Below are 24,285 nucleotides of genomic sequence, written 5' to 3'. Positions count from 1 at the left end.
CCGCACTGTAGCGCCGTCAAATGACCGGCTGTGAAAGTTCGTTGGCGCGGTGAGGCAACAGCGAAGCTACACGGGCGCTCCGGCCGCGCCGCGGGGCCCGGATCCGGGCCCGGACGCCCGGCTTCCGCGGGGCCTGGAGTGCCACCGGTCGATGGCACCAAATGCCGTTCGCTGAACGGTTATTGACAATGGGGTGGCCGGAACGGTCAGCTTCTGCCATCCCCTTGGAGGCAACCATGACCTGCCCCGTCGACCACAGTCGCATCGCCCTCGACCCGCTCGTACGTGATCTTGTCGGGGAGGGCGCCCTGCTACGGCAGGCCGGGCCCGTGGTCGCCATCGAGGTGCCCGGCGGAGTCGAGTGCTGGGCCGTCACGCGCCACGCCGAAGCCCGCCGGCTGCTCACCGACGCGCGCCTGGTGAAGGACATCAACCGCTGGGGCGCCTGGACCCGCGGGGAGATCCCCACGACGTGGCCGCTGATCGGTCTGGTCGCCCCCGGCACGAGCATGGTCACCGCCGACGGCGACGAGCACAAACGGCAGCGGCTGCTCACCGCCCAGGCACTCACCCCGCGCCGGATGGAGCGGCTGCGGCCGCGGATCGAGGAGATCACCCGCACGATCCTCGACGAGTTCGAGGCGGCCGGCGCGGGCGGCGCCGTCGTCGACTTCAAGACCGTGTTCGCGTTCAAACTGCCGATGCGCGTCATCAGCGAGCTGATGGGCGTCGAGGCCACTGAGCACACCCGGCTGCGCGAGCTGTACGACACCTTCTTCAGCAGCGTCACCCCCGCCGACGAGGTGCGGGCGGCGATGGCCGAGCTGTTCGCGTTCTTCGCGAGCGTCGTGGCGGAGAAGAAGCGGCGGCCGGGCGACGACCTCACCAGCGCGCTGCTCGCCGCCACCGAGGGCGGCGACCGGCTGTCCGACGAGGAGCTGGTCGGCACCCTCCTGGTCATGATCGCCGCAGGTCATGAGACCACCATCAATCTGATGGTGAGCGCCGTACGCGGGCTGCTCACCCACCCCGACCAGCTGGCGCTGGTCCGCTCGGGAGCCGTCCCCTGGGCGGCGGTCGTCGAGGAGACGCTGCGCTGGTCGCCGCCGACCACCAACTTCCTGTTCCGCTACGCCACCGAGGACATCCCGGTCGGCGGCGTGGTCATCAAGGAGGGCGACGCGGTGATGATCTCCTACGGCGCGATCGGCCGGGACGAGGTGCAGCACGGGCCGACCGCCGAGGAGTTCGACATCACCCGCGACGCCGCCCGGCACCTCTCCTTCGGCTACGGCCCGCACGTCTGCCCCGGCGCGCCCCTCGGCCGGCTGGAGGCCCTGGTCGCGCTGCCCGCGCTCTTCGACCGGTTCCCCGCTCTCGCCCTGGCCGTGCCCGAGGAGCAGCTGGTGAACAATCCGTCGATCCTGGTGAACAGCCTGCGCGAGCTTCCGGTGCGGCTCTCGGTGTAGCGCGGCGGAGGAACGTGCCCGGGAGGAGCGCGTCCGGAGCCCGGCTTATGGTGGACGCATGACCACCGATCTCGCCGGCAGTACCCCGGAAGCCGGGCTTCCGGGCAAGCCGACCGCGGCAGCCCGCACGACGCTGTCGCACATCATGACGGCGCACGACACCAATCTGCTCGGCACCGTGCACGGCGGCGTGATCATGAAACTCGTCGACGACGCGGCGGGCGCCGTCGCCGGCCGGCACTCGGGCGGCCCGGCGGTCACCGCGTCGATGGACGAGATGGTCTTCCTGGAGCCGGTCCGGGTCGGTGACCTCGTCCATGTGCGCGCCCAGTGCAACTGGACCGGGCGCTCGTCCATGGAGATCGGCGTGCGCGTCATGGCCGAGCGGTGGAACGAGTCCACCCCCGCGACCCAGGTCGGCAGCGCCTACCTCGTGTTCGCCGCGGTCGACGAGTACGGCAGGACCCGGCCGGTCCCGCCGGTGATCCCGGAGACCGAGACGGACAAGCGGCGGTACCAGGAGGCGCAGATCCGCCGGATGCACCGGCTCGCCCGGCGCGAGGCCATCAGGGAGCTCCGCGAGAAGCGCGCCGCCGAAGGATTCGACGACTAGGGCCTGTCCTAGAGCCTGTCGTGGCCCGGCGGCTCAGGCGCACACCACCTGGTCGCCGGTCACCGCGCCCGCCCCGCCACCCGTGGCCGGTGCCGGATCCTGCGCCCGGATCGTCGTCACGCCCTTGTACCCGGCGCCGATGGTCACCTTCATCAGCGGTCCCTGCCCGACGGCCGGCACCAGCTCCGCACCCGGCAGCGCGGCCGCCAGGGACTTCGCCGAGCGGTCCCAGCGGGGGTCGAAGCGGATGACGGTGCGCGGCACGTTGTGCACGTTGGCGTTGCCGGGCGAGCCCGTCGTGGCGAAGCCGGTGGCGCGCAGCGCCTTGTCCGCCCGGTCGCCGAGGCCGGTGACGGCCGTCCCGTTGTCGACCTGGACCCGGACCGCGTGCGGATCGACGTCCACCTGGACCTTCGACTGCCGGCGCTTGGCGTCGGCCGGGGCGCGGACGGCCAGCGGCTGGTCCGCGCGGATCGCCGCCCAGAGCTTGCCTGCCTTGGCGTCGTCCCACTTCACCGTCGAGCCGATGCCCTTGACCTGGTAGCCCATGTTGCCGATCGGCACCGAGGTGAACTCCGACGAGCCGGGGGTGAAGCCGCGCAGGCCCTGGGCCAGCGAGATCAGGTCCTTCGGCTTGAGGTCCTGGTCGGCGCGGACCGATCCGAGCACGGTGGAGGCGACCCGGCTGAGCTTGACCGGGTCGGTGAGCAGACCACCACTGGTGATCTTGTGGATGATCTGGGCGAGGAAGCGCTGCTGGCGCTGCATCCGCCCCAGGTCGGAGGCGCCGTCGAGGTGGCGGGAGCGGACGTACTGCAGGGCCGCGCCACCGTTCAGCTGGGAGGTGCCGACCGGCAGGTTGAGGCCGGTGTACGAGTCCTTCAGCGGGCGGACCGTGCAGACCTGGACGCCGCCGAGGACGTCCACCGTCTTCATGAAGCTGGTGAAGTCGATCTCCAGGTAGTGGTCGATGTGCACCCCGGTCATCTTCTCCACCGTGGCGACGGTGAGCCGGGGGCCGCCGTCCGCGTAGGCCGCGTTGATCTTCGCGGCGTGGCTGACGTGCCGGGCGCCGCTGAACGCGTCGTCGTGCGGCGGCAGCATGACGTAGCTGTCGCGCGGGATGCTGACGACGCTCACCCGGGAACGGTCCTCCGACAGATGCACCAGCATGATCGTGTCGGTGCAGTGGCAGGGCGCTCCGCCGAGGTGGTAGCGCTCCTTGTCGGCCGGTTTCAGCCCGTCCCGCCCGTCGGTGCCGACCAGCAGGAAGTTGATGCCCTTGGTACTGCCGGGGCGGTCCCGCATCCCGCCGAACGCGTCCACCCGGCCGATGCTGTCGCCCACTCCGCTGACCACGGCGTGGCCGACGCCGCTGGTCGTGATGATCGCCAGGGCCAGCCCGCCGGCGATCCGGGTGCTCCAGCGCACCTGCCGTCCGCCGGACCGGGGTCCCCGCCGCGTGCCCGGTCGCGGTCCCGGTCGCCGGGCGGGATTCACCGGTGGGCGGGGCCTGCGGGGCGGGGTGGCGGGCGGGCGAGCGGGTGGAACCGTCATCGGGGCGCACCTCCGCGGGAGACAGGGGACCCGGTCAGGCTAGACAAAACGGACAGTATTCAAAGCCCCCCACACGCTGGGGTCCCCCATTCGCGGTAACGTTTCCCGCGATGAACGCTGCCAACGACCCCGCCACCCCCGCTGTCTCCGTGATCATGCCGGTGCTCAACGAGGAACGTCACCTGCGCGACTCCGTCCGGCACATCCTGGAGCAGGACTACCCAGGTGAGCTCGAGGTCGTCATCGCGCTCGGCCCCTCCGCGGACCGTACGGACGAGATCGCCGCCGAGCTGGTCGCGGAGGACCCGCGGGTCCACACCGTGCCCAACCCGACCGGCCGCACCCCCGCCGCGCTGAACGCCGCGATCAAGGCGTCCCGGCACCCGGTAGTGGTCCGTGTCGACGGGCACGGGATGCTCTCGCCGGACTACATCGCCACCGCCGTGCGGCTGCTGGCCGAGACCGGCGCGGCCAACGTCGGCGGCATCATGCACGCCGAGGGCGAGAACGCCTGGGAGGACGCGGTGGCCGCCGCCATGACGTCCAAGGTCGGCGTCGGCAACGCGGCCTTCCACACCGGCGGTGTCGCGGCCCCGGCCGACACCGTCTACCTCGGCGTCTTCCGCCGTGAGGTGCTGGAGCAGCAGGGCGGCTACAACGAGGAGTTCATCCGCGCCCAGGACTGGGAGCTGAACTACCGGATCCGTGAGGCCGGCCACCTCATCTGGTTCTCGCCCGAGCTGCGCGTCTCCTACCGGCCCCGGCCGAACGTGCGCGAGCTGGCGAAGCAGTACAAGAACTACGGCCGCTGGCGCCATGTCGTCGCCCGCTACCACCGCGGTTCCGTCAACGTCCGCTACCTCGCGCCCCCGGCCGCCGTTCTCGCCATCGCGGCGGGCGTCGTGGTGGGCGCGGCCGTCACCCCGTGGGGCTTCGTGGTCCCGGCCGGCTACCTCGCCGCCATCGGACTCGGCTCGGTCCCGGCGGGCAAGGGCCTGTCGTTCGCCGCCCGGGTGCGGATCCCGGTCGCGCTCGCGACCATGCACATGTGCTGGGGCTGGGGTTTCCTCACCAGCCCGCGGTCCCTGGCCAACAAGGTCATCGCCAGCCGGCGTCCCAGTGTGACGACGGCCGGCGTCTGAACGCACCGCGCCGGCCCGGACCGCTGTCGGTCCGGGCCGGCGCCATGTCCGGGGGTCCGCTACCAGACGTAGTGGGCGCCCGGGTACGTGTTCACCTTCATGCACGCCGAAGTGTCGGCGCCGTTGAGCGCGGACGAGGTGGACGGCGCCTTGTCCGGGGCTCCGGAGCCCGAACCGCCCGCGGTCCTCGGGTACGTGGTGCCCGTACGCCAGTCGGAGCCGATGACCACCGTCACCTTGGTCACGCTCTTGGAGCTCCGTACCGCGCTGTCCGGCAGCCCCAGTGCCTTGGCCACCGCCTGTGCGTCGCCCTTCAGGGTGGCGCTCGGGTAGCTGACCGTGGTGTCGGCCTGCGGCTGCGGGGTGGTGTCGGGGGCGGCCCGGGTGAAGCCGAGGGTGCTGAGCCGGCCGACGATGGTCTTGGCACGGCCGCTGACCGCCGCCTGCGACGCGGTGGCGGTGCCGTTCCGCACCGAGACGTCGATCTCGCCCTTCGGCGCCGCCGGGTCGGCGGGCGAGGCGGTCGCGGTGGCGGCGGCCCCGGGCGTCGGCGCCTTGGCCTTGCCGTCGACCGGGTTGTCCGCGCGCACCAGCGCGAAGAGCTTGTCGGCGTCACCCGGCTTCGGGATGACGTGCGCCTTGTTCTTGGGGTCCCAGTCCCACGGCATCGTGGTCATGGTGATCCGGTCGGCGGGCACCTTCTTCAGCTCGTTGCCCAGGTCGTACAGCTTCTTGACGGTGCCGAGGCCGGTGTCGACGGTGACCGACTTGGTCGCCGCCTCGGCGAGGCCGGTGAGCTGCCCCGGGTCGGTGAGCTTCGCGCCCTTCTTGAGCTCGCGGATCATCGAGTTCATGTACAGGTGCTGCGCGTGCGTACGGCCGAGGTCGGTGCCGTCCTCGAAGCCGTGCCGGGTGCGCAGCCACTGCAGGGCCTGCTCGTCCTTGATGGTCGAGGTGCCGGCCTTGAGCTTCAGCCCGGACTGCTTGTCGTAGATGTTCTTGTCGACGCAGACCGGGACGCCGCCGATGGCGTCGGCCATCTTCACCACTCCGGCGAAGTCGACCATCATGAAGTGGTCGATGGAGATGCCCGTCATCTCCTCCCACGTGGCGACCGTGCAGCCGGGACCGCCGTGCGTGAGGCTGGCGTTGATGATGTCCTCGGACTTCTGGTAGACCGTGCCGTCGTGCGGGTCGGTGCACTTGGGGATGGCCACCCGGGTGTCGCGCGGGATGCTGATGACCGTCATGTTGCTGCGGTCGGCCGACAGGTGCAGCAGCATCTGGACGTCGGCACGGGGCTTCTCGCCCCGGGTGTCCGCGGCGCCGCCGAGCTTGACGTTCTCGTCGGAGTTCCGGCTGTCGGAGCCCATCAGCAGGATGTTGAGCGGCGTCTCGCCCTCGGCGTTGGCCTGCGGCTTGGAGAGCTTCGCGTCGCTGAGGTTGAGCTCGTCCTTCTTGATGTTCGCGTTGAGGTGCTCGTAGTACGCCCAGCCCGCGCCGGCCGTGCCGAGCACCGCCACCGCGGTGCCGATCCCGATCCAGCGCAGGGCCCGGCGCCGGCCGCTCCGCGGCGCCTTGCGGGACCGGGAGCCACCCCGGCGGTGACCGCTGCCCGCTGCCTGCCGAGACGTTTCTGCGGACGGCGAGCCAGGAGTCCGCGACGTGTCGTCCGCGTACGGATCCGCGCCGGCCCCGCCGGCGTCCGACCGGTACAGACTGTCGTCCCAGCCCAGTTCTGAGGGGCTGTTCTGCGCGGGAACGTCGCTCCGCGTCGCCGCGCCTCTGGTTCGCCGGTGCTCCACGTCCTCTACTTCCACTGGTAGGGCTTGTAGACGTCCATGCAGCCCTTGTCGGTGCCGTTCAGCGCGTCCGCGTTGGTCGGGACGGAGCCGGCGCCCGGAGCCGTCTTGCCGTAGTCGGTGCCCGTGGTCCAGTCCGCACCGACGATGACGATGACGCCCGTCACATCGGCGGAGGCCTTCACCGCGGCGGCCGGGATCTTCAGGGCGGCGGCGACGGACAGCGCGTCGGCCCTGCCCTGCTCACCGGCGCTCGTGGGGTAGTTGACGACCGTGCCCTTGCTGGGGTTCGCGGACTGACTGGCCTTCGCCTTCGTGAAGCCGCCCGTGACCAGCGCCTTGGAGACGTTGGACGCGCGGTTCCCGACGGCCGAGCCGTTCTTGTCGCCCGCGGTGCCGTTCACGACGCTGACCGCGATGGTGGCCGGGGCCGCGGCGGCCGGGCCCGACTTGGTCGGAGCCGGCTTCGGGGTGTTCGCGGCGGTGCCGTTGGCGTCCATGGCGACGTCGTTGCGCAGCAGCGTCCAGATCTTCGCCGCGTCCGCCTTGGCCGGGACGTAGTGGGCGTCGGGGTTCAGCGGGTCGGCGAGGTGCGGCATCGTCAGCATCGTCATCCGGTTGGCCGGCACGCTCTTGAGCTCCATGCCGAGGTCGTAGAGCTTCTTCGGCGTGCCGATCTCCTTCGAGACCCGGAACGCCTCCATCGCCTTCGTCGCCAGGTTGTTGAGGCGGGCCGGGTTGGTGAACAGGCTCTGGCTCTGCAGATTGCGCATCATCGAGTTGAGGTACATGTGCTGCGCCTTGGCGCGGCCCGCGTCGTCACCGAAGGCGTGCCGGGTGCGCAGCCACTGCAGCGCCTGCTGGCCCTTGACCGGCCAGGTGCCGGCCTTCATCTTCAGACCGGAGCCGCCCTTCTGGGCCGGGGTCGGATGGTCCCAGATGTTCTGCTTGACGCAGACCTCGACATTGCCGACGGCGTCGGCCATCTTCACCACGCCGGCGAAGTCGACGGTCATCCAGTGGTCGATGTAGACGCCGGTCAGGTTCTGGATCGCCGCGCGCGTGCAGCCCGCGCCGCCGCGGCCCAGCGACTCGTTGATGATGTCGTTCTCGGTCGCCTTGAACACCTTGCCGGTGGTGGTGTCCGTGCACTCCGGGATGGGCATCCGGGTGTCGCGGGGAATGCTGACCACCGACATGTTGCTGCGGTCGGCCGATATGTGGAGCAGCATGATGACGTCGGCCCGGGGCGGTTCGCCCGCCGTGTCGCGGGCGCCGCCCAGATCCTTGTTGGCCTCGGAGTCGCGGGCGTCGGAGCCGAGCACCAGGACGTTCAGCGGGGTGTCGCCGTTCGCGTTCGCCTTGGACGGCGCCACATCGCTCTTGCCGTTGTTCAGGTCACCGGTGCGGATCTTTCCGGCGAGGTACTCGTAGTACGCGTATCCCGCGCCGGCGCCGGCGAGGATGAGCAGCGAGAGCGTGCCCGCCACCCAGCGGAATATCCTGCTCTTCCGGCTGCGCGGCTGCCGCCGGCCACCGGCGCGGCGGTGTCCGCCGCCCCCGCCGGTACCGCCGTTCCGCTGCCCGGGTACCGCGGCCGTGCCGGCGCCGACCAGCGAGGGGTCGGTGACGGCGCCCGTGACGGTGCCCGCGCCGGGGCTCGGATGGGAGCCCGTGCGCGAGGCGGTGCCGTCACCGGATCCGTCCCGGCCCTGGCCCCCGCCCTGGCCCCGCCCTGGTCCCGGTCCTGGTACAAGCTCTCGTCCCAGCCGGGATCTCCCGGCCCTCGGGCGTCTCGCGCCCCACCGCCCCGTACACCGCTGTCCCGCATGGCCCCCCCTGGATACGTCATTTCGCGCAGACGCTCTTGTCGTCCGCCACGACCTTCTGAATTCCCTCCGGCGCCGAAGTCGGCGCGGCTATCGGTGTTCCCGCTCCCTTGAAGTCCTTGCCAAGGGTGAGCGTCATGTTGGCCTTGGCCGCCGCGTCGGCGGTCCCCGGCTGCAGCGCGGACGCCGGCAGCCCCATCATCGCGGCCAGGGCGCGCGCCTGGTCGGCCTGGTTCGGCGCGTAGACGAGCGTGGTCGTCGCCACCGTTCCGGCCGGGGCGTTGCCGCCGTTGGTGGAGCGGTTGACGGCCTTGTTGTTCTGCAGCCAGTTGATGGTGTCCTGCGCGGCCCCGGTTACGCCACTGCCGTTGAACACCTTGACGCGAACCTGTGACGCGGGGGCCTTGGAGCCGGACAGTCTGTCCGGGGCCTTGGAGGCGTCCGGGGTGCCCGGCTTCTTCGCCACCTCGGTCAGCGAGATGTCGCCCTTCACCATGGAGAAGACCTGCTGGGCCTTGGTCGGGTCGAGGATGACCGTCTTGTGCACCTTGCCGTCCGCCGGGTTGTCGATGACCGGGACGGTGGCGAAGGTGATGTTCTTGGTGTCGACCGCGCTGAGGTCCTTCGCCAGGTCGGACAGTTTCGAGATGCTGCCGATGGCACTGTCGACGGTGAGCGCCTTGGTGGCCGCGTTCGCCAGCTTCCACAGCTTGCTGGGGCTGGTGAGGGTGTCACCGGACTTCATCTGGCGGATCATCGAGCCCAGGAACTGCTGCTGGAGCTTGATGCGGTCCAGGTCGCCGCCGAAACCGACCGCGTGCCGGGTCCGTACGAACGCGAGCGCGTCGTCGCCCGAGACCTTGTGGTGGCCCTTGCCGAGGTCGAGGTGCGACTTGGGGTCCTTGATCGGCTTGGCCAGGCAGATGTCGACCCCGCCGACCGCGGTCGACAGGTCCTTGACCGCGGTGAAGTTGGCCATCATGAAGTGGTCCACGCTCACCCCGGTCAGCGCCTTCACCGCGCGCATGGTGCACCCCGGGTCACGGCCCTCCTGGCCGAGGCTGGTGTTGAACCGGACGTTCTTCTCCGCGGCGACGACCTTCGTCGAGCCGTCCTTCTGCTTCGTCGGGCAGTCCGGGATGTCGGTCATCAGGTCGCGCGGAATGCTCAACGCGGTCGCGTTGGTCCGGTCCTTGGAGACATGGAACAGGATCGTGGTGTCGGCATGGCCGACGCTGCCCGCGTCGCCGTACTCCTTGCCGAGCCCCTCACGGCTGTCGGTGCCGATCACGAGGATGTTCACCGGACCGTCGGCGGTGACGTCCTTGTTGCCCGCGTCGCCGACGTCGACGGTGGTGATGTTGTTGTTGAAGTGCTGGTAGACCAGATAGCCGCCGATGGAGCCGGCGACCAGCACGAAGCCGACCGTGGCCGCGGTCCAGACGAGGACCTTCTTCTTGCGGGACTTCCGGGGCTTGGCCTTGCGGCGGCTCGCCCGGTTCGGTGCGTCCGAGGGGTTCGACGGGGCGCTGCGGGTGCCCTGCTGTTCGCGGCGCTCACGCCTGCCGCCCTGTGCGGACACGCTGGGTGACGGAGGCTGTTCGGGATCAATCCGCAGCACGTAGCTGCCCGTCTCCGGATCAAGGACCCACTGGTCTGCCGGGTCGATGTTCCTGTGGCCTTGCGTGTCCACGGTTGCTCGGGTCCTCCGTCGGTGCCACGCGGCGCCTGCCCCCTGGGCGCTCGATCTTCTGGTCTTCCGTGTGAATGCGGGCCGGTTGGCCATCCTCCGGGTCCGGCCGGATCGCTCACACTAGCCCCACACTTCAGCGTCTAGTCACGTGCGTGACAAATTCCACTCCCCTACAACTGGACAAACCATCCAATCCAACCGGCCTGTTGGCCATACCTTTTATTGCGCTTTACCACAGATGTCTTGGTCGGCCGTCGTGCCCGGAAACGTCGGTTCGCCCCCGCTCGGCACCGGAGTCGCCTTCGTACCCCGCGACTTGCCGTCCTCCCCGCTGCCGGTGTCCGTCGGTTCGGCGACCGCCGTGGGGCCGGCGGTCGCGGGTGCGGTGGTCGCCGGCGCGGTGGGCTTCGGCGTTTCGGTCGTCCCCGAGACCCCGACCGGCTGGTCCGCGCGGAGCGTGGCGAAGAGCTGATTCGCCTCGGGCTGCATGAGTTCGTCCCGGTCGTTGTTGTTGATGTACGGCTGGCGCGGCGCGGTCAGGAAGCGCACCGCACTGGTCGGGGTGTTCTCCAGACTGCGGACGAGGTCGTACAGCTCGCCCAGCGAGTCCAGGCCCGGGTCCGCGGTCAGCGACGACGTCGCCGCCGAGAGCAGCGGGTACAGCTTGGTCGGGTTGAGCAGCACACCGTCGCTGCGGATCTTGTTCACCAGCGAGGCCAGGAAGTCCTGCTGGCGGTTCATCCGCTGGGTGTCGCTGCCGTCGCCGATGCTGTACCTGGCGCGCACATAGCCCAGCGCCTGCTCGCCGTAGAGCGTCTGCTTCCCGGCCGGGAGGTTCAGATGCGCCTCCGGGTCGCGGATCGCCTTCGGCACGCACACCTCCACTCCGTCCACCGCGTCGACCATCTTCTTGAAGCCGCTGAAGTCCACGATCAGATGGTGGTCGATGCGGATACCCGTCATCCGCTCGACGGTACGGATCGTGCAGGCCGCCCCGCCGAACTGGAACGCCCAGTTGAACTGGACGTACTTCTCCTGGGTCATGGTTCCGTTCGCCTGTGTGCAACTGGGCACATGGGCCATCAGGTCGCGCGGGATGCTGACCGCGGTGGCGCTGCTGCGGTCGGCGGACAGGTGCAGCAGGATCGTGGTGTCGGAGCGCTGGGTGCCGCTGTCCTTGCCGTACTCGGTGTTGCCGTTGCCGCGGTTGTCCGACCCGATGAGCAGGATGTTCTCGGCCGAGGTCGGACCGGGGGTGGGCCGTTCCGCCTGGATGCGCTCCAGCTCGTTGGCGGTCCTGAAGTCGGTCTTGATGTTGCCGTCGAGCTGCTTGTACAGGTACCAGGCGGTCCCGGTGCCCACGAGCAGCAGGAGGACGGTGGAGCCGCCGAGCACCCGCAGCCAGCGACGCCCCTTGCGCGCCGCGGGTGCGGCGGGCGGGGTGTCAGCGCCCTCGGCGCCGTCCCCGGCAGGCGACACGTCCTCCGGTTCCGGCGGCGGGGCGGGCGTGCCTCCTTGCGTGGTCACGTCTGCGCCCATCCCTCGGTGAGTCACTCGGTGCCGGACTCCTCAGGCGGTGAAGCCCGACCGGCACCCGTTCAGACAGCCGATTCCCGTTCATGGTTGCGTGACTTCGCTCTTCCCTTGGTCGGTGATCAACCCAGCATCCCCCAGGACGGCGCGGAGGGCCCGGGGGAGGGGGTCGTCACTGGGCCGTGTGGGTGACGCGCTCGCTCTTCTCCCGTTGTGCCAGCTGGTCTGTGGGAAGCCGGTCGAGGTGCCGGCACAGGACGACCGAGCCGTCCGTGGCCAGCGGTGCCAGCAGGCCGGCGGCCAGCCCGTCCCAGTCGTCGAAGGACCGGCCGGAGAGCAGCCGGGATCCCGGGCCGAGGCCCAGCCCCGCGGCGCTCTCGCGGGCCCGGCCGACCACCTCGGCGGCGGTCAGCAGCGAGCCGTCCGGGAGCTGGAGCGCGGGTGCGTCCGGGCCGACCGGGGCGTACGGCGCGAAGCGGTCGCCCTGGCTGGGCACCTCGACCGCGTAGTCGGCGAAGCCGGCCGGCGGCTGCGGGAAGCGGCCGCCGAGCGGGCGCAGCGCGAGCGCGACCCGCTCGCCGTCGCAGGCCAGGGCGGCATCGAGCGTCTCCGGTCCGCTGACCACCAGGTCCGCGGCGGCCGGATCGCCGCCGGGGACGACGACCACTCCGGTGGAGAAACAGGCGAGCAGCCAGACCGCGGTCTGCCAGTGCGCGGGCAGCAGCAGCGCGAGCCGGTCACCGGGCTGCGCGCCGAGGTCGTCCTGGATCAGGTTGGCGGTCTTCGCCACCCAATTGCCGAACGTGGCCACGGAGAGTTCGACGCGTTCGCCGGTGGCGTCGTCGTAGAAGGTCACCAGCGGGCGGGCGGGCTCCGTCCGGAGGGCGTAATCCAGCAGGCCGGCGGGGGTGTTGGCGGTAGCGGTCACCCGGCTCAGGCTACCCGCCGCCGGGCCGGCGGCCCTCGCCCGGACGGGCGAGGGCGGAGGGTCGTTCCGGCGGACTGCCCGTCAGATCTCGACTGGACATACATGAGGCTTATGTAACGATCTGTCCTATGCGTGCATTCCTAGCCACCACCATCGGCGTCGCGTGCACGGCCGCGCTGGCGCTTCCGTTCGCCGTTCCCACGGGCGCCGCCGCACAGAGCGGGCGTTCCGCGCGGCCGGCCCACACGACGGCCTCCCACCTCCCGGGCAGCACCCGCAACCTTCCGCTGGTGCCGCTCACCGCCCCCACCGTCACCCATGGAACCGACCGTGCGCCCGGCGCCCCCGCCGAGCAGGGTCTGTCCGCCCGTCAGGTCGCCCCGTTCTCCCTGCTCGGCGTCACCTGGGACAACCCGGCGGCCGATCTCGACGCCGCCGTCCAGGTCCGCACCCGGGCGGCCGGCACCGGCACCTGGTCGGGCTGGCGGGACGTACAGGCGCACAACGACGACGCCCCCGATCCGGACGGCCGGACCGGCCGCGGCGCCACCGCCCCGCTGTGGGTCGGGGCCTCGGACGGTGTCCAGGTCCGCGTCCAGCCGGCCGCCGGCGGTGACCGCGGCGCCGGCTCCGCCGCCAAGGCGGTGCCACTGCCCGGCGGGCTGCGGCTGGAGATGGTCGACCCGGGCGACGACGGCCCGGTCACCCCGGCCACCGCGCCGGGTGCCCCCGTCACCGATCCGAGCGCACCGGACACCACTCCGGTCACCACCCCGGGCACCACCCCGGCCACCACTCCCGCCACCACCCCGGTCCTGGACGACCGCGGTGTGGAGTCGGCCCCGGGCGCAGCTCCGGTCACCGAACTCCCCGCGCTCACCAAGGCCGAGACCGAGGCCGCGGCGGGCGGCGCGTCCTACGTCGGCGCACGTCCCCGGATCGTCACCCGGGCCGGCTGGGGCGCCGACGAGGGGCTGCGTGAGGCGGGCTTCGTCTACACCAACACGGTGAAGGTGGTCTTCGTCCACCACACCGCCACCGGCAACGACTACACCTGCTCGGGGGCGCCCGCCCTCATCCGCAGCATCTACCGCTACCACGTGGAGAGCAGCGGCTGGCGGGACATCGGCTACAACTTCCTCGTCGACAAGTGCGGAAACATCTACGAAGGCCGCGCCGGCGGCGTCGCCAAGCCGGTCATGGGCGCTCACACCATGGGCTTCAACACCGACAGCGCGGGCGTCGCGGTGCTCGGCACGTTCACCTCCAGCTCGGCTCCCGCCGCGGCCGTGAAGGCGGTGTCGCAGCTGGCCGCCTGGAAGCTCGGGCTGCACGGCGGCAACCCGACCGGCACCACGCACCTCACGTCCGGTGGCGCCAACCTGTACACGAAGGGCACCAGCGTCAAGCTCAACGTCATCTCCGGGCACCGCGACGGCTTCGCCACCGAGTGCCCCGGCACCAAGCTCTACGGCCAACTCGGCACCGCCCGTAAGACGGCAGCCGATCTGCAGGGCCGCTGATCCTCCGTCCACCCCTCCCTTCCGCGGCCCCGGCGACCACTGCGTCCCGGGGTCGCGGAACTCGTGCGTGCCGGGGTCGCGGAGCGCCGGGTTCCGCGTGTCCGGCGGTGCGAGTGGTCAGCTCATCCGTTCATCTGCCTAAGATTGCCGCCCACCGGCCCGCCCACCAGGAAGCAGAGAAGAACCCAGGTGACTGAAGCGATCCTCTTGGTCGGCGGCAAGGGCACGAGACTGCGCCCGCTGACGGTGCACACGCCCAAGCCCATGGTCCCGGCGGCCGGTGTGCCGTTCCTGACCCACCAGCTCGCCCGCGCCCGCGCGGCCGGCGTCGAGCACATCGTGCTCGCCACGTCCTACCTCGCCGAGGTCTTCGAACCGCACTTCGGCGACGGCTCCGAGCTCGGCCTGCACCTGGAGTACGTCACCGAGGACGAGCCGCTCGGCACCGGCGGCGCCATCCGCAACGTCGCGTCCCGGCTCCGGTCCGCCCCCGGCGAGCCGGTCCTCATCTTCAACGGCGACATCCTCACCGGCCTCGACATCCGCGCCCTCGTCGACAACCACCGCACCACCGGCGCCGACGTCTCCCTGCACCTCACCAAGGTCGCGGACCCGCGCGCGTTCGGCCTCGTCCCCACCGACCCCTCCGGGCGCGTCACGGCCTTCCTCGAGAAGCCGCAGACCCCCGAGGAGATCGTCACGGACCAGATCAACGCGGGCGCGTACGTGTTCAACCGCTCGGTGATCGACAGCATCCCGGCCGGCCGGCCGGTCTCGGTCGAACGGGAGACGTTCCCCGGCCTGCTGGCGGCCGGCGCGCATCTGCAGGGCATGGTCGACTCCACGTACTGGCTCGACCTCGGCACCCCGCAGGCCTTCGTCCGCGGCTCCGCCGACCTCGTCCTCGGCCGCGCTCCGTCGCCGGCCGTCCCCGGCCGCCGGGGCGAGCGGCTCGTCCTGGAGGGCGCGGTCATCGGTGAGGGCACCAAGCTCACCGGCGGCACCTCCATCGGCGCCGGAGCCCGGATCGGCGCCGACGCCAGCATCGACGGCAGCCTCGTGCTGGACGGCGCGGTCGTCGAGGACGGCGCGGTCATCCGCGACTCCCTCATCGGCACCGGCGCCACCATCGGCGCCCGCACCGTGCTGGACGGCGCGGTCATCGGCGACGGCGCCACCGTCGGCGCGGACAACGAGCTGCTGCACGGCGCCCGCGTCTGGTGCTCCGCCCGGATCCCGGCGGCCTCGATCCGCTTCTCGTCCGACCAGTAGCGGCGTCCGACCAGTAACGGTCGTCCGACCAGTAGCGGCAGGCGGGCGGTCCTGTCCGAGGGGGCGGCTACGCTCGGTCGCGTGCGCACGAGCATCCGCAGCTGGACCCCCGAGGGCCGGCCCGACCTCCGCCTGACGCTGGGCCCGCTGGGCCGCGGCCCGGGCGATCCGGCGTTCCGGATGACGCCCGACGGCGCGATCTGGCGGACGGCCCGCACCCCGCAGGGCCCCGGCACCCTGCGGATCACCGCGGCCGACGGCGCCGTACAGGCGCAGGCCTGGGGCGATGGGCGGGACTGGCTCCTGGAGGCGCTGCCCGGGCTGCTGGGCGCCGGCGACGACCCGACGCCGTTCACCCCGCGCCACCGCGTCGTGCACGAGGCGCACCGGCGGAATCCGGGCCTGCGGCTGACCAGGACCGGCCTCGTCCTCGAATCGCTGATCCCCGCGATCCTGGAACAGAAGGTCACCTCCGACGAGGCGTACCGCGCATGGCGGCTGCTCCTGCGCCGGCACGGCGAACCGGCCCCCGGCCCGGCCACCGGCGGCCCGGACGGCGGGATGTACGTCATGCCCGCCCCGCGCCAGTGGTCCCTCATCCCGTCCTGGGAGTGGCACCGTGCCGGCGTCGACAACAAGCGGTCCTCGACGATCCTGCGCGCGGTCCGGGTGGCCGCGCGGATGGAGGAGGCCGCCACGATGGACCTGGCGTCGGCCACCGCCCGGCTGACGGTGATCCCGGGCATCGGCCCCTGGACCGCCGCCGAGACGCTGCAGCGCAGCAACGGGGACCCGGACGCCCTGACCGTCGGCGACCTGCACCTGCCGAACATCATCGGCTTCGCCCTCACGGGAGCGTTGCGCACTGACGACGCCGCTATGTGCGCCCTGCTGGCCCCGTACGAGGGCCAGCGGCACCGGGCGGCGCGGCTGATCCTGCTCAGCGGCCGGGTACCGCCTCGGCGTGCGCCGCGCTTTTCGCCACGTGACATCAGTCGGATCTGAGCGGGCCGCGGGGTCGGTGGGTCGGGGGCCGGGCCCTCCGGGGTGGGGCTTCGAAATCGACTATTTACGAGCCTGGCGGCTCACAAATAGCTCGGCAGCATTTCGAAACCCCACCCCTGCGGCCCCGGCCCCCTCCTGTCCGATCCCGCCTGCGGGTCAGCGGACCGTGATGAACCCCTCCGCGGTCCGCTCCGGGCGAGCCGGAGGCGCAGCCGACGCGTGGCCGACGGCGACCGCGCCCATCGGGTCCCAGTCGGCCGGCAGTCCGAGGACGTCCCGGACGACGTCGCGGCAGAACATCGTCGAGGACACCCACGCGGAGCCGAGCTGCTCGCCCGCCAGGGCGACCAGCAGGTTCTGGACGGCGGCGCCGACCGCGACGACGAACATCTCGCGTTCCGCGCCCGCCCGCCGCGCGTCCGGATACGCGTGCGCGCCGTCGGCGACCAGGCAGGGAACGATCAGATAGGGCGCGCGCCGCAGCACGTCGCCGCGCCGCAGCCGGCGGGTGATGTTCTCCTCGGGGAAGCCGTCGGCCCGCAGGTCCGCCTCCCAGGCGTCCCGCATGGCGTCGAGCAGCCGGGTCCTGGAGTCCGCGGATTCCAGGAGGACGAACCGCCAGGGCGTCGTGTGGTGCGGGGCGGGTGCGGTGACGGCCAGGGCGACGGCGCGGCGGACCGCGGACCCGTCCACCGGCTCCGTCGTGAAGTCCCGGACCGTGCGGCGGGCCGCGACCGCCTCGCGGACGGCCTCCGACGTGCCGAGCCGGAACATGTCCGTGCCCGCGTCCCGGACGAGGGCGCGGGCGCCCGGTCCGTCGTCCGCCGTCACCAGGTGGCCGAGGCCGCGGACGACGGCGACCGGCAGTCCGGCCGACTTGCCCTTGACGAGGTCCCCGGCGGCGGCGAGTTCGTCCCCGGTGGCGGTCACCGTCATGCTCAGGGCGTTGCCGTGCGAGTCGGTGCCGCCGCGCAGGTCCTCCAGGACCCGCAGCCCGGCGGCGCCGATGGCGACGTCGGTGAGCCCCTCGCGCCACGGCCGTCCGAAGGTGTCGGTGACCACGACCGCGACCTCGACGCCGAGCGCCGCGCGCAGCCCCTCCCGGATCCCGCGGGCGGACGCGTCCGGGTCCTCGGGCAGCAGCAGTACGGTGCCGGGCGCGGTGTTGGAGGCGTCGACGCCGGCCGCGGCCATGACGAAGCCGTGCCGGGTCTCGACGATCCGGGTGGGTCCGCGCCGCGCGACCAGCCGCACCATCTCGGCGTCGATCGCGGCCTCGCGGTCGTCGGCGCGGATGATCCGGCCCTCGGCCTTGCTGACGATCTTCGACGTCACCAGCAGCACGTCGCCGTCGGCGAGCGCGGGATCCGCGGCGGCGATCAGCTTGGCGAGGTCGTCACCGGGCTGCACCTCGGGAATCCCGGAGACGGCCAGCACCTGGAAGGACGGGGCGGCCGCGTCCGCCGGGAAGGACGGAGCCGTCACGTGCGGACCTCCTCCGCCAGCGCCAGCGCTTCGCGCGCCATGGTGGTGGTGGCTTCGAGGTCGGTCATCATCAGCGGCACGGCCCGGCAGCGGATGCCCGCGGACTCGATCCCCTCGACCGCCGCGGCGTCCACGGTGTCGACGAGCCAGCCGTCGAGCAGCCCGGAGCCGTAGTGGGCGGCGACCGCGGCGGCGGTGGTCTCGACCCCGACGGCCTCCAGGACCTTGTCCGCCATTCCGCGCACCGGCGCGTCACCGACGATGGGCGACAACCCGACGACCGGGACGCCCGCCTCGGCGATGGCCTCGCGGATGCCCGGCACGGCCAGGATGGTGCCCACGCTGACGACGGGGTTGGACGGCGGGAAGACGATGACGTCCGCTTCCGCGATGGCCTCCAGGACACCGGGGGCCGGCTTCGCCTGTTCCGCGCCGACCGGCACCACGGCGTGCGCCTCGACGGAGGCGTGCAGCCGCACCCAGTACTCCTGGAAGTGCACGGCCTTGCGCTCGCCGTCGACATCCACGAGGACATGCGTCTCGACGCGGTCGTCCGACATGGGGATGAGCCGGACACCCGGCTGCCAGCGCTCGCACAGCGCCTCGGTGACGGCGCTGAGCGGGTAGCCCGCGCCGATCATCTGGGTCCGCACGATGTGGGTCGCGAAGTCGCGGTCGCCGAGCCCGAACCACTCCGGCCCGACGCCGTACGCCGCGAGTTCGGCCTTGACGGTGAAGGTCTCGTCGGACCGGCCCCAGCCCTGTTCCTCGTGGATGCCGCCGCCGAGGGTGTACATCACGGTGTCGAGGTCGGGACAGACCTTGAGTCCGAACAGGTGGATGTCGTCACCGGTGTTGCCGATGACGGTGATCTCCGCATCCGGTGCCGCTGCTTTGAGGCCGCGCAGGAAACGGGCCCCCCCGATGCCTCCGGCCAATACCACGATTCGCATGGGGACAGTCTGTCAGCCCGGTCCGTCAGCCCCGCACTGACTCCTGCGCCGGCTCCTGCGCGGAGGGCGCGGTGCAGGCGGCGTAGGGGGTCATCGCGGTGAGACCGGGGAAGTAGACGTGCAGGCTGACGGCCGGTTCCAGGGAGTCGTTGACGACCTCGTGGAGGTAGCCGGGCGCGAAGGCGCGCTGGCCGCCCGGCACCAGGGTGCGCCGGACCTCGGCCGAGCCGGCGGACAGCGCGCGCTCGGTCAGTTCGCCCTGGAGGACGGTGAGCACACCGGAGGAGCGGCCGTGGTCGTGCAGCCCGCTGCTCTGCCCGGGTACCCAGCTGAGCAGCCACACCTCGTAGCCGGGGCCGGTCTGCAGCCGGGCGTACCAGCGCGTGGTGGCGTCGTAGCGGACCAGTGGTGCCCAGCGGGCGCGGTCGGCCGCGATGGAACGGGCCAGGCCGGCGAACTCGGCGACGGTGCCGGGGTGCTGGGGCACCGGGGGCAGCAGGTGGGGGAGGGCGAGCGGGTCGCCGGCGATCGAGACATCGCTGTACATGTGCGGAGGTTCCTTGCCGGAAGCTGCGGAGGGCGGCGGACGCGACACCGGGCGATCAGGAGAGAGCGCTCAGTGGTCCAGGAATCAGGACTCAGCGGCAACAACAGGAACGACGACAGCGGACCGGCACAGCGCGGTGGGACTCGCGACGGCGAGTCCGAACGGGCGCATGGGTCACTGCTGGCATGGGTATAGGAGACCGGTCTCCTTGACGGCTTGTCAACCTCTTGTCCGTTATGTCCGAAATCTTTCACCTGAACCGGTCGAGCGAGGTGGTGAAAGGTTTGTGCGGAGAGATGTGCGGATAGGTGGCGCAGCAACCGCACATGGGAGCGTCGTCCTTCTCGGCGCCGCCGCGACCCCGTGGCCGGATTGTGATCCACAACGCTTCATTCCGCGAGGCGGAACGTGGCCCGGCGCTGCGACGTCTGACGAGGTGTGGGCAGTGGATCACGGTGGATCAACTGGAGCAGGGTTGACAGATGCTGGCGTTTGGGATGATTTCCACACTTTCTGCCAACCCTTGGTTCAGCGGAGTGAATAACGGACCCAATAGCAGATCTCGGCTTGACTGGCCCGTATCGGCACACTTGTAATTTCACTCGTGTCGTTCAGCCGCTACTGGTAACGGCAACATCACGGGGAAGCAAAGACAGACGAGGGGCGCGCATGACCGAGCAGTTCCAGCTTCTGCTGGCCGAGGAGGCTGACGAGGAACTCGGGTGGCAGGAGCGCGCGCTCTGTGCGCAGACCGATCCCGAATCGTTCTTCCCCGAAAAGGGCGGATCCACTCGCGAGGCGAAAAAGGTCTGTCTCGCCTGTGAAGTCCGCTCCGACTGCCTCGACTACGCACTCGCCAACGACGAACGCTTCGGAATCTGGGGCGGACTGTCGGAACGCGAACGACGACGTCTCAAGAAGGGCGTGGTCTGAGACCCGTCCACCGCACAAGGTTCGCACGGCCCGCCTCCCGGCCTCATCCGCCGGGAGGCGGGCCGTTGTTGTGTCCGGTGCCGGTGTCCCGCACCGGTGCGGCGGCGGTTATCCACAGGCGCCGGGAAGGGCCGGGGGCGTGAGCCGTTAGTGTGGGGGCCCGTCCGAGGCGCGCCGTCCACCCCAGTGGTCACAGCGTCCACCGCAGTCCAGCGAACCGGGGCCCGAACCGGATGTCCGTGAACAGCCAAGCGTCGGCCTTTTTCCCGGCCGCCCCAGAGTTGCCGCGCCATGTCGTCACCGCCGTGCTCGTCGCGCACGACGGCGCCCGCTGGCTGCCCAACGCGCTCTCGGGCCTCCTTGCCCAGGACCGTCCGGTCCAGGACGTCATCGCCGCCGACACCGGCAGCGCCGACGACTCCGCCCAGCTCCTCGCCGGCTCCCTCGGTGCCCAGCGGGTGCTCCACCTCGCCCGCCGCACCAGCTTCGGTGCCGCCGTGGACGAGGCGGCCCGCGCCGCCGGCCGGCTCACCGCCGAGCAGCTGCCCTATCTCCAGCGCGCCAGCGGATGGGACCCCGTCAGCCGCAGCTGGAACGACGACGCGTACGACGAGCCCGACCACCCGCACGGCGAGCCGGTCGAATGGCTCTGGCTGCTGCACGACGACTGCGAGCCGGAACCCGGCGCCCTCGCCGCCCTGCTGCGCACCGCCGACTCCTCGCCCTCCGCGGCGGTCATCGGCCCCAAGCTGCTCAGCTGGTACGACGCCCGGCAGCTGCTGGAGGTCGGGGTCAGCATCGCCCGCAGCGGCCGCCGCTGGACCGGGCTGGAACGCCGCGAGCAGGACCAGGGACAGCACGACCAGATCCGTCAGGTCCTCTCCGTGTCCAGTGCCGGCATGCTGGTCCGCCGCGACGTGTGGGACGAGCTGGGCGGCTTCGACCGCCATGTGCCGCTCATGCGGGACGACGTCGACTTCTGCTGGCGCGCCCAGGCCGCCGGCCACACCGTCCTGGTCGCCCCGGACGCCGTGATGCGGCATGCCGAGGCCGCCTCCCGTGAGCGCCGCCCGGTGGACTGCGCCGGCCGCTCCGCCGTCAACCCGCACCGCGTCGACAAGGCCGGTGCCGTCTACACACTGCTGGCCAACACCCGCGGTCCGCTGCTGCCCTACGTGATCCTGCGGATCGTCCTCGGCACCCTGCTGCGCACGCTCGCCTACCTCGTCGGCAAGGTGCCGGTACAGGCCGTCGACGAGATCGTCGGGCTGCTGCGCGTGCTGGTGCGCCCCGGCCGGGTGCTCGGCGCGCGCCGCCGCCGCGGCCAGGGCGCCGTCCCGCCGTCCGAACTGCGGCCGCTCTTCCCGCCGCCGGGCGCGACCGTGCGGGCCACCGTCGACCAGGTCGTCAGCAACTTCTCCGGACGCTCGGAGGCCGCCGCCGCGGCCGCCGGCCGGCACGGCGGCGGCATCGAGTCCGGGCCCGGCGACGAGGACGGCGAGTACATCGAGGTCGAGCAGTTCGCCCGGCTCAAGCGCATCGCCCGCAAACCGGGACCGATGCTCTTCGCCGTCCTGCTGGTCGTCTCGCTGGCCGCCTGCCGCTCGCTGCTCGGCTCCGGATCGCTGCTCGGCGGCGCGCTGCTGCCCGCCGCCCCCGGCGCCTCCGACCTCTGGGCCTCGTACAGCGGCGCCTGGCACGCCCTGGGGACCGGCGGCACCCAGCCCGCCCCGCCCTACCTCGCGGTCCTGGCGCTCTTCTCGACCGTCCTGTTCGGCAGCACCGGGCTCACCCTGACCGTGCTGCTGGTCGCCTCCGTCCCACTGGCCGGCGTCACCGCGTACTTCGCGTCCCGGCCGCTGGTCGAGTCCCGCCTGCTCCGCGCCTGGGCCAGCGTCGCCTACGCGTTCCTGCCCGCCGCCACCGGTGCGCTGGCCGGCGGCCGGCTCGGCACCGCGGTCCTCGCGATCCTGCTGCCGCTCATGGCCCGCACCGCGATCGCCACCGCCGGACTGCAGCTGACCGACGGCGCCATCGAGCGCGGCGCCCGGCCCAGCTGGCGCGCCACCTGGGCGCTCGCCCTGATGCTCACCTTCACGACCGCGTTCACCCCGCTGGTCTGGCCGGTCGCCCTGGTGCTGTGCGCGGGTGTGCTCGCGCTGCGCGTGGTGAGCGGCCGGCAGCGGCTGCTCGTTCCGCACCTGCTGCGCTGCGCCGCGCTGATCGTCACCCCGGTCGTGCTCCTCGCGCCCTGGTCGCTGTCGCTGCTCACGCATCCCGGACGTTTCCTGCACGAGGCGGGCCTGCCCTACGGCATCAAGGCCGCCTCGGCCGTCGACCTGCTGATGATCAGCCCCGGCGGGCCGAACGGCTCCGGCGGACTGCTGCTCATCGGCCTCGTCCTCGCTGCGCTCGCCGCCCTGATGCGTGCAGAACGCCGGCTGGCGGTCCTCACCGCCTGGGCGGTCGCGCTGACCGGACTGCTCTTCGCCATCCTGGAGAACGGCAAGGCGTGGGCCGGCCCCGCCACCCTCGTCTACGGCCTCGCGCTGCTGTCGGCCGCCGCGATCGGCGCCGAGGGCGCCAAGGACCGCATCGCCGCCAAGGGCTTCGGCTGGCGGCAGCCCGTCGCCGCGCTGATCGCCCTGGCCGCCGCCGCGGCCCCGCTGCTGGCCGCCTTCACCTGGGTCTCGGACGGCGCCAACGGTCCGCTCAAGCGGCACGACCCGGTACAGGTCCCCGCGTTCGTCGCGGAGGAGAGCAGCAGCAGCGACCAGGCCCGCACCCTGGTGCTCGACGGCAAGCCGACCGGCGTCTCGTACGTCCTGGTCCGTGGCGCCGGCGCGCGGCTGGGCGACGCGGAACTCGCCGCCGAGGCGGGCCGCGACAGCCGCCTGGACGACACGGTCGCCAACCTCGTGGCAGGCTCCGGCGCCGACCAGGCGACCCGCCTCACCGGCTACGCCGTCCGCTACGTCCTCGTACAGCCCGGCGCCCCGCGCGAGATGGGCCGGGTGCTCGACAGCACCCCGGGCCTGACGCGCGTCAGCCAGGCCGACGGCAGCGCCCTGTGGCGCGTCGACACCGCCGTCTCCCGGATGGCCATCGTCAGCAAGGACGCACCGCCGGTGCCCGTCCCGGCCTGGCGGGTCGAGGCGCACGCCAAGATCCCGGCCGGCGGCGCGGGACGCGTCCTGCGCCTCGCCGACGCGGCCTCCGCCGGCTGGCAGGCGACCCTCGACGGCCGGCCGCTCAAGGCCACCAAGGTCGACGAGTGGGCGCAGGGCTTCGAACTGCCCGCGGACGGCGGCCGGCTCGACGTCACGTACCAGGACCCGGCCGCCCACACCGGCTGGCTGTGGGCGCAGGGCTTCCTCCTGCTCGTGGTGGTCGTCCTGGCGCTGCCCGGCCGCCGCCGGCAGATCGACGACGACCTGCCGGAGCAGGAAGCGGTCGCCGCGGACATGTCCGCCTCCGGGATCCCGGCGCAGGCGTCCGGCGAGGGCCGCCGCGCCCGCCGCCTCCAGGCCGCCGCGGACGCCGAGGCCGCCGCCGAGACGGGCCCCGACGACGACGGGAGCGACCCGGACGGGACGGCCCCGGCCGAGTCCCCGGCCGCGGCGATCCCGGACCAGTACGACCCGTACGCGGCACCCGAACCGGTCGACCCGGGCGGCGACCCGTACGCCGCCGTCCCGCAACAGGATCCGTACGGTCAGCAGTGGGACGGCTACCAGTACGCCGCCCCCGCGGACCCCGCCGGCTACGACCAGAACAGCGGCTACGACCAGCAGAACAACGGCTACGGCCAGCAGCAGAACCAGAACGGCGGCTACGACCAGGACAACGGCGGCTACGCCGACCCGTATCCGTACGGCCAGCAGCCGCCGCCGGCCTACGACCCGTACCGGCAGGACGAGGACGGCAACGGGTACTACACCGACGGCGACCAGCACCGCGACGGGGGCAGCCGGCAGCCCTGAGCACCGCGACCCGGCGGC

The 24,285-nt window shown here is 72.1% G+C and carries 17 protein-coding genes; 8 read left to right on the top strand and 9 right to left on the bottom strand.

The features are described 5' to 3' along the window. Positions 1-236 precede the first annotated feature (236 nt). Together LNW72_RS16805 and LNW72_RS16800 are read left to right on the top strand one after the other, a co-directional pair. Positions 237-1,469: a cytochrome P450 gene (locus LNW72_RS16805; RefSeq protein ID WP_250976167.1), complete on the top strand. Its 1,233-nt coding sequence runs from the start codon at positions 237-239 to the stop codon at positions 1,467-1,469. A gap of 58 nt (positions 1,470-1,527) precedes the next feature. Beyond that, positions 1,528-2,082: an acyl-CoA thioesterase gene (locus LNW72_RS16800; protein ID WP_250976166.1), complete on the top strand. Its 555-nt coding sequence runs from the start codon at positions 1,528-1,530 to the stop codon at positions 2,080-2,082. 33 nt (positions 2,083-2,115) lie between these two features. On the opposite strand, the gene LNW72_RS16795 is transcribed toward LNW72_RS16800, so the two are convergent. Continuing rightward, positions 2,116-3,639, bottom strand: coding sequence for an LCP family protein (locus LNW72_RS16795; protein ID WP_250976165.1), 1,524 nt, complete (start codon positions 3,637-3,639; stop codon positions 2,116-2,118). Positions 3,640-3,749: 110 nt separating this feature from the next. On the opposite strand from LNW72_RS16795, the gene LNW72_RS16790 reads away from it, so the two are divergent. Next, on the top strand, positions 3,750-4,781 hold the full coding sequence (locus LNW72_RS16790) for a glycosyltransferase family 2 protein (RefSeq protein ID WP_250976164.1): 1,032 nt from the start codon (positions 3,750-3,752) through the stop codon (positions 4,779-4,781). 59 nt (positions 4,782-4,840) lie between these two features. On the opposite strand, the gene LNW72_RS16785 is transcribed toward LNW72_RS16790, so the two are convergent. The 5 genes from LNW72_RS16785 to LNW72_RS16765 all read right to left on the bottom strand — a co-directional run bounded on the left by LNW72_RS16785 (position 4,841) and on the right by LNW72_RS16765 (position 12,566). Continuing rightward, positions 4,841-6,586, bottom strand: coding sequence for an LCP family protein (locus LNW72_RS16785; protein ID WP_250976163.1), 1,746 nt, complete (start codon positions 6,584-6,586; stop codon positions 4,841-4,843). Positions 6,587-6,591: 5 nt separating this feature from the next. Continuing rightward, complete coding sequence (locus tag LNW72_RS16780) at positions 6,592-8,073, bottom strand: LCP family protein (protein WP_250976162.1); 1,482 nt, start codon at positions 8,071-8,073, stop codon at positions 6,592-6,594. A gap of 358 nt (positions 8,074-8,431) precedes the next feature. Further along, the gene (locus LNW72_RS16775) at positions 8,432-10,105 is read right to left on the bottom strand and encodes an LCP family protein (protein WP_250976161.1); all 1,674 of its coding nucleotides are present in this window, start codon (positions 10,103-10,105) and stop codon (positions 8,432-8,434) included. Between the two features lie 219 nt (positions 10,106-10,324). Beyond that, entirely contained in the window at positions 10,325-11,632 is a 1,308-nt protein-coding gene (locus LNW72_RS16770; RefSeq protein WP_308401958.1) for an LCP family protein, read from the bottom strand. 178 nt (positions 11,633-11,810) lie between these two features. After that, entirely contained in the window at positions 11,811-12,566 is a 756-nt protein-coding gene (locus LNW72_RS16765; RefSeq protein WP_250976159.1) for a TIGR03089 family protein, read from the bottom strand. 128 nt (positions 12,567-12,694) lie between these two features. On the opposite strand from LNW72_RS16765, the gene LNW72_RS16760 reads away from it, so the two are divergent. The 3 genes from LNW72_RS16760 (at position 12,695) to LNW72_RS16750 (ending at position 16,366) form a co-directional block, all read left to right on the top strand. Next, complete coding sequence (locus LNW72_RS16760) at positions 12,695-14,089, top strand: peptidoglycan recognition protein (protein WP_250976158.1); 1,395 nt, start codon at positions 12,695-12,697, stop codon at positions 14,087-14,089. Positions 14,090-14,278: 189 nt separating this feature from the next. Then, positions 14,279-15,361, top strand: coding sequence for an NDP-sugar synthase (locus tag LNW72_RS16755; RefSeq protein ID WP_250976157.1), 1,083 nt, complete (start codon positions 14,279-14,281; stop codon positions 15,359-15,361). Positions 15,362-15,442: 81 nt separating this feature from the next. Further along, complete coding sequence (locus tag LNW72_RS16750; RefSeq protein ID WP_250976156.1) at positions 15,443-16,366, top strand: DNA-3-methyladenine glycosylase 2 family protein; 924 nt, start codon at positions 15,443-15,445, stop codon at positions 16,364-16,366. Between the two features lie 156 nt (positions 16,367-16,522). Here the strand turns inward: LNW72_RS16750 and LNW72_RS16745 are convergent, their stop codons facing one another. From LNW72_RS16745 to LNW72_RS16735, 3 genes are read right to left on the bottom strand one after another with little or no spacing between them, the layout of a single operon-like run. Next, a complete protein-coding gene (locus LNW72_RS16745; RefSeq protein WP_250976155.1) occupies positions 16,523-17,851 on the bottom strand; it encodes a coenzyme F420-0:L-glutamate ligase in 1,329 nt (442 codons plus the stop codon). After that, positions 17,848-18,804 carry a 2-phospho-L-lactate transferase gene (gene cofD, locus LNW72_RS16740; RefSeq protein ID WP_250976154.1) on the bottom strand — a complete coding sequence of 319 codons (957 nt, stop codon included), beginning with the start codon at positions 18,802-18,804 and terminating at the stop codon, positions 17,848-17,850. The genes LNW72_RS16745 and cofD overlap by 4 nt, the downstream gene beginning before the upstream one ends. A 25-nt stretch (positions 18,805-18,829) precedes the next feature. Continuing rightward, positions 18,830-19,351 (bottom strand): cysteine dioxygenase family protein, encoded by a 522-nt coding sequence (locus tag LNW72_RS16735; protein ID WP_250976153.1) that lies wholly within the window; start codon positions 19,349-19,351, stop codon positions 18,830-18,832. A gap of 669 nt (positions 19,352-20,020) precedes the next feature. On the opposite strand from LNW72_RS16735, the gene LNW72_RS16730 reads away from it, so the two are divergent. Continuing rightward, entirely contained in the window at positions 20,021-20,284 is a 264-nt protein-coding gene (locus LNW72_RS16730) for a WhiB family transcriptional regulator (RefSeq protein WP_093737255.1), read from the top strand. A 233-nt stretch (positions 20,285-20,517) separates the two neighbouring features. Continuing rightward, positions 20,518-24,267 (top strand): glycosyltransferase family 2 protein, encoded by a 3,750-nt coding sequence (locus LNW72_RS16725; RefSeq protein ID WP_250976152.1) that lies wholly within the window; start codon positions 20,518-20,520, stop codon positions 24,265-24,267. Positions 24,268-24,285 lie beyond the last annotated feature (18 nt).

Origin of the sequence: Streptomyces sp. RKAG293 (assembly GCF_023701745.1) — a bacterium.
Lineage (GTDB): Bacteria > Actinomycetota > Actinomycetes > Streptomycetales > Streptomycetaceae > Actinacidiphila.
This window is presented reverse-complemented; position numbering and strand designations above follow the sequence as displayed.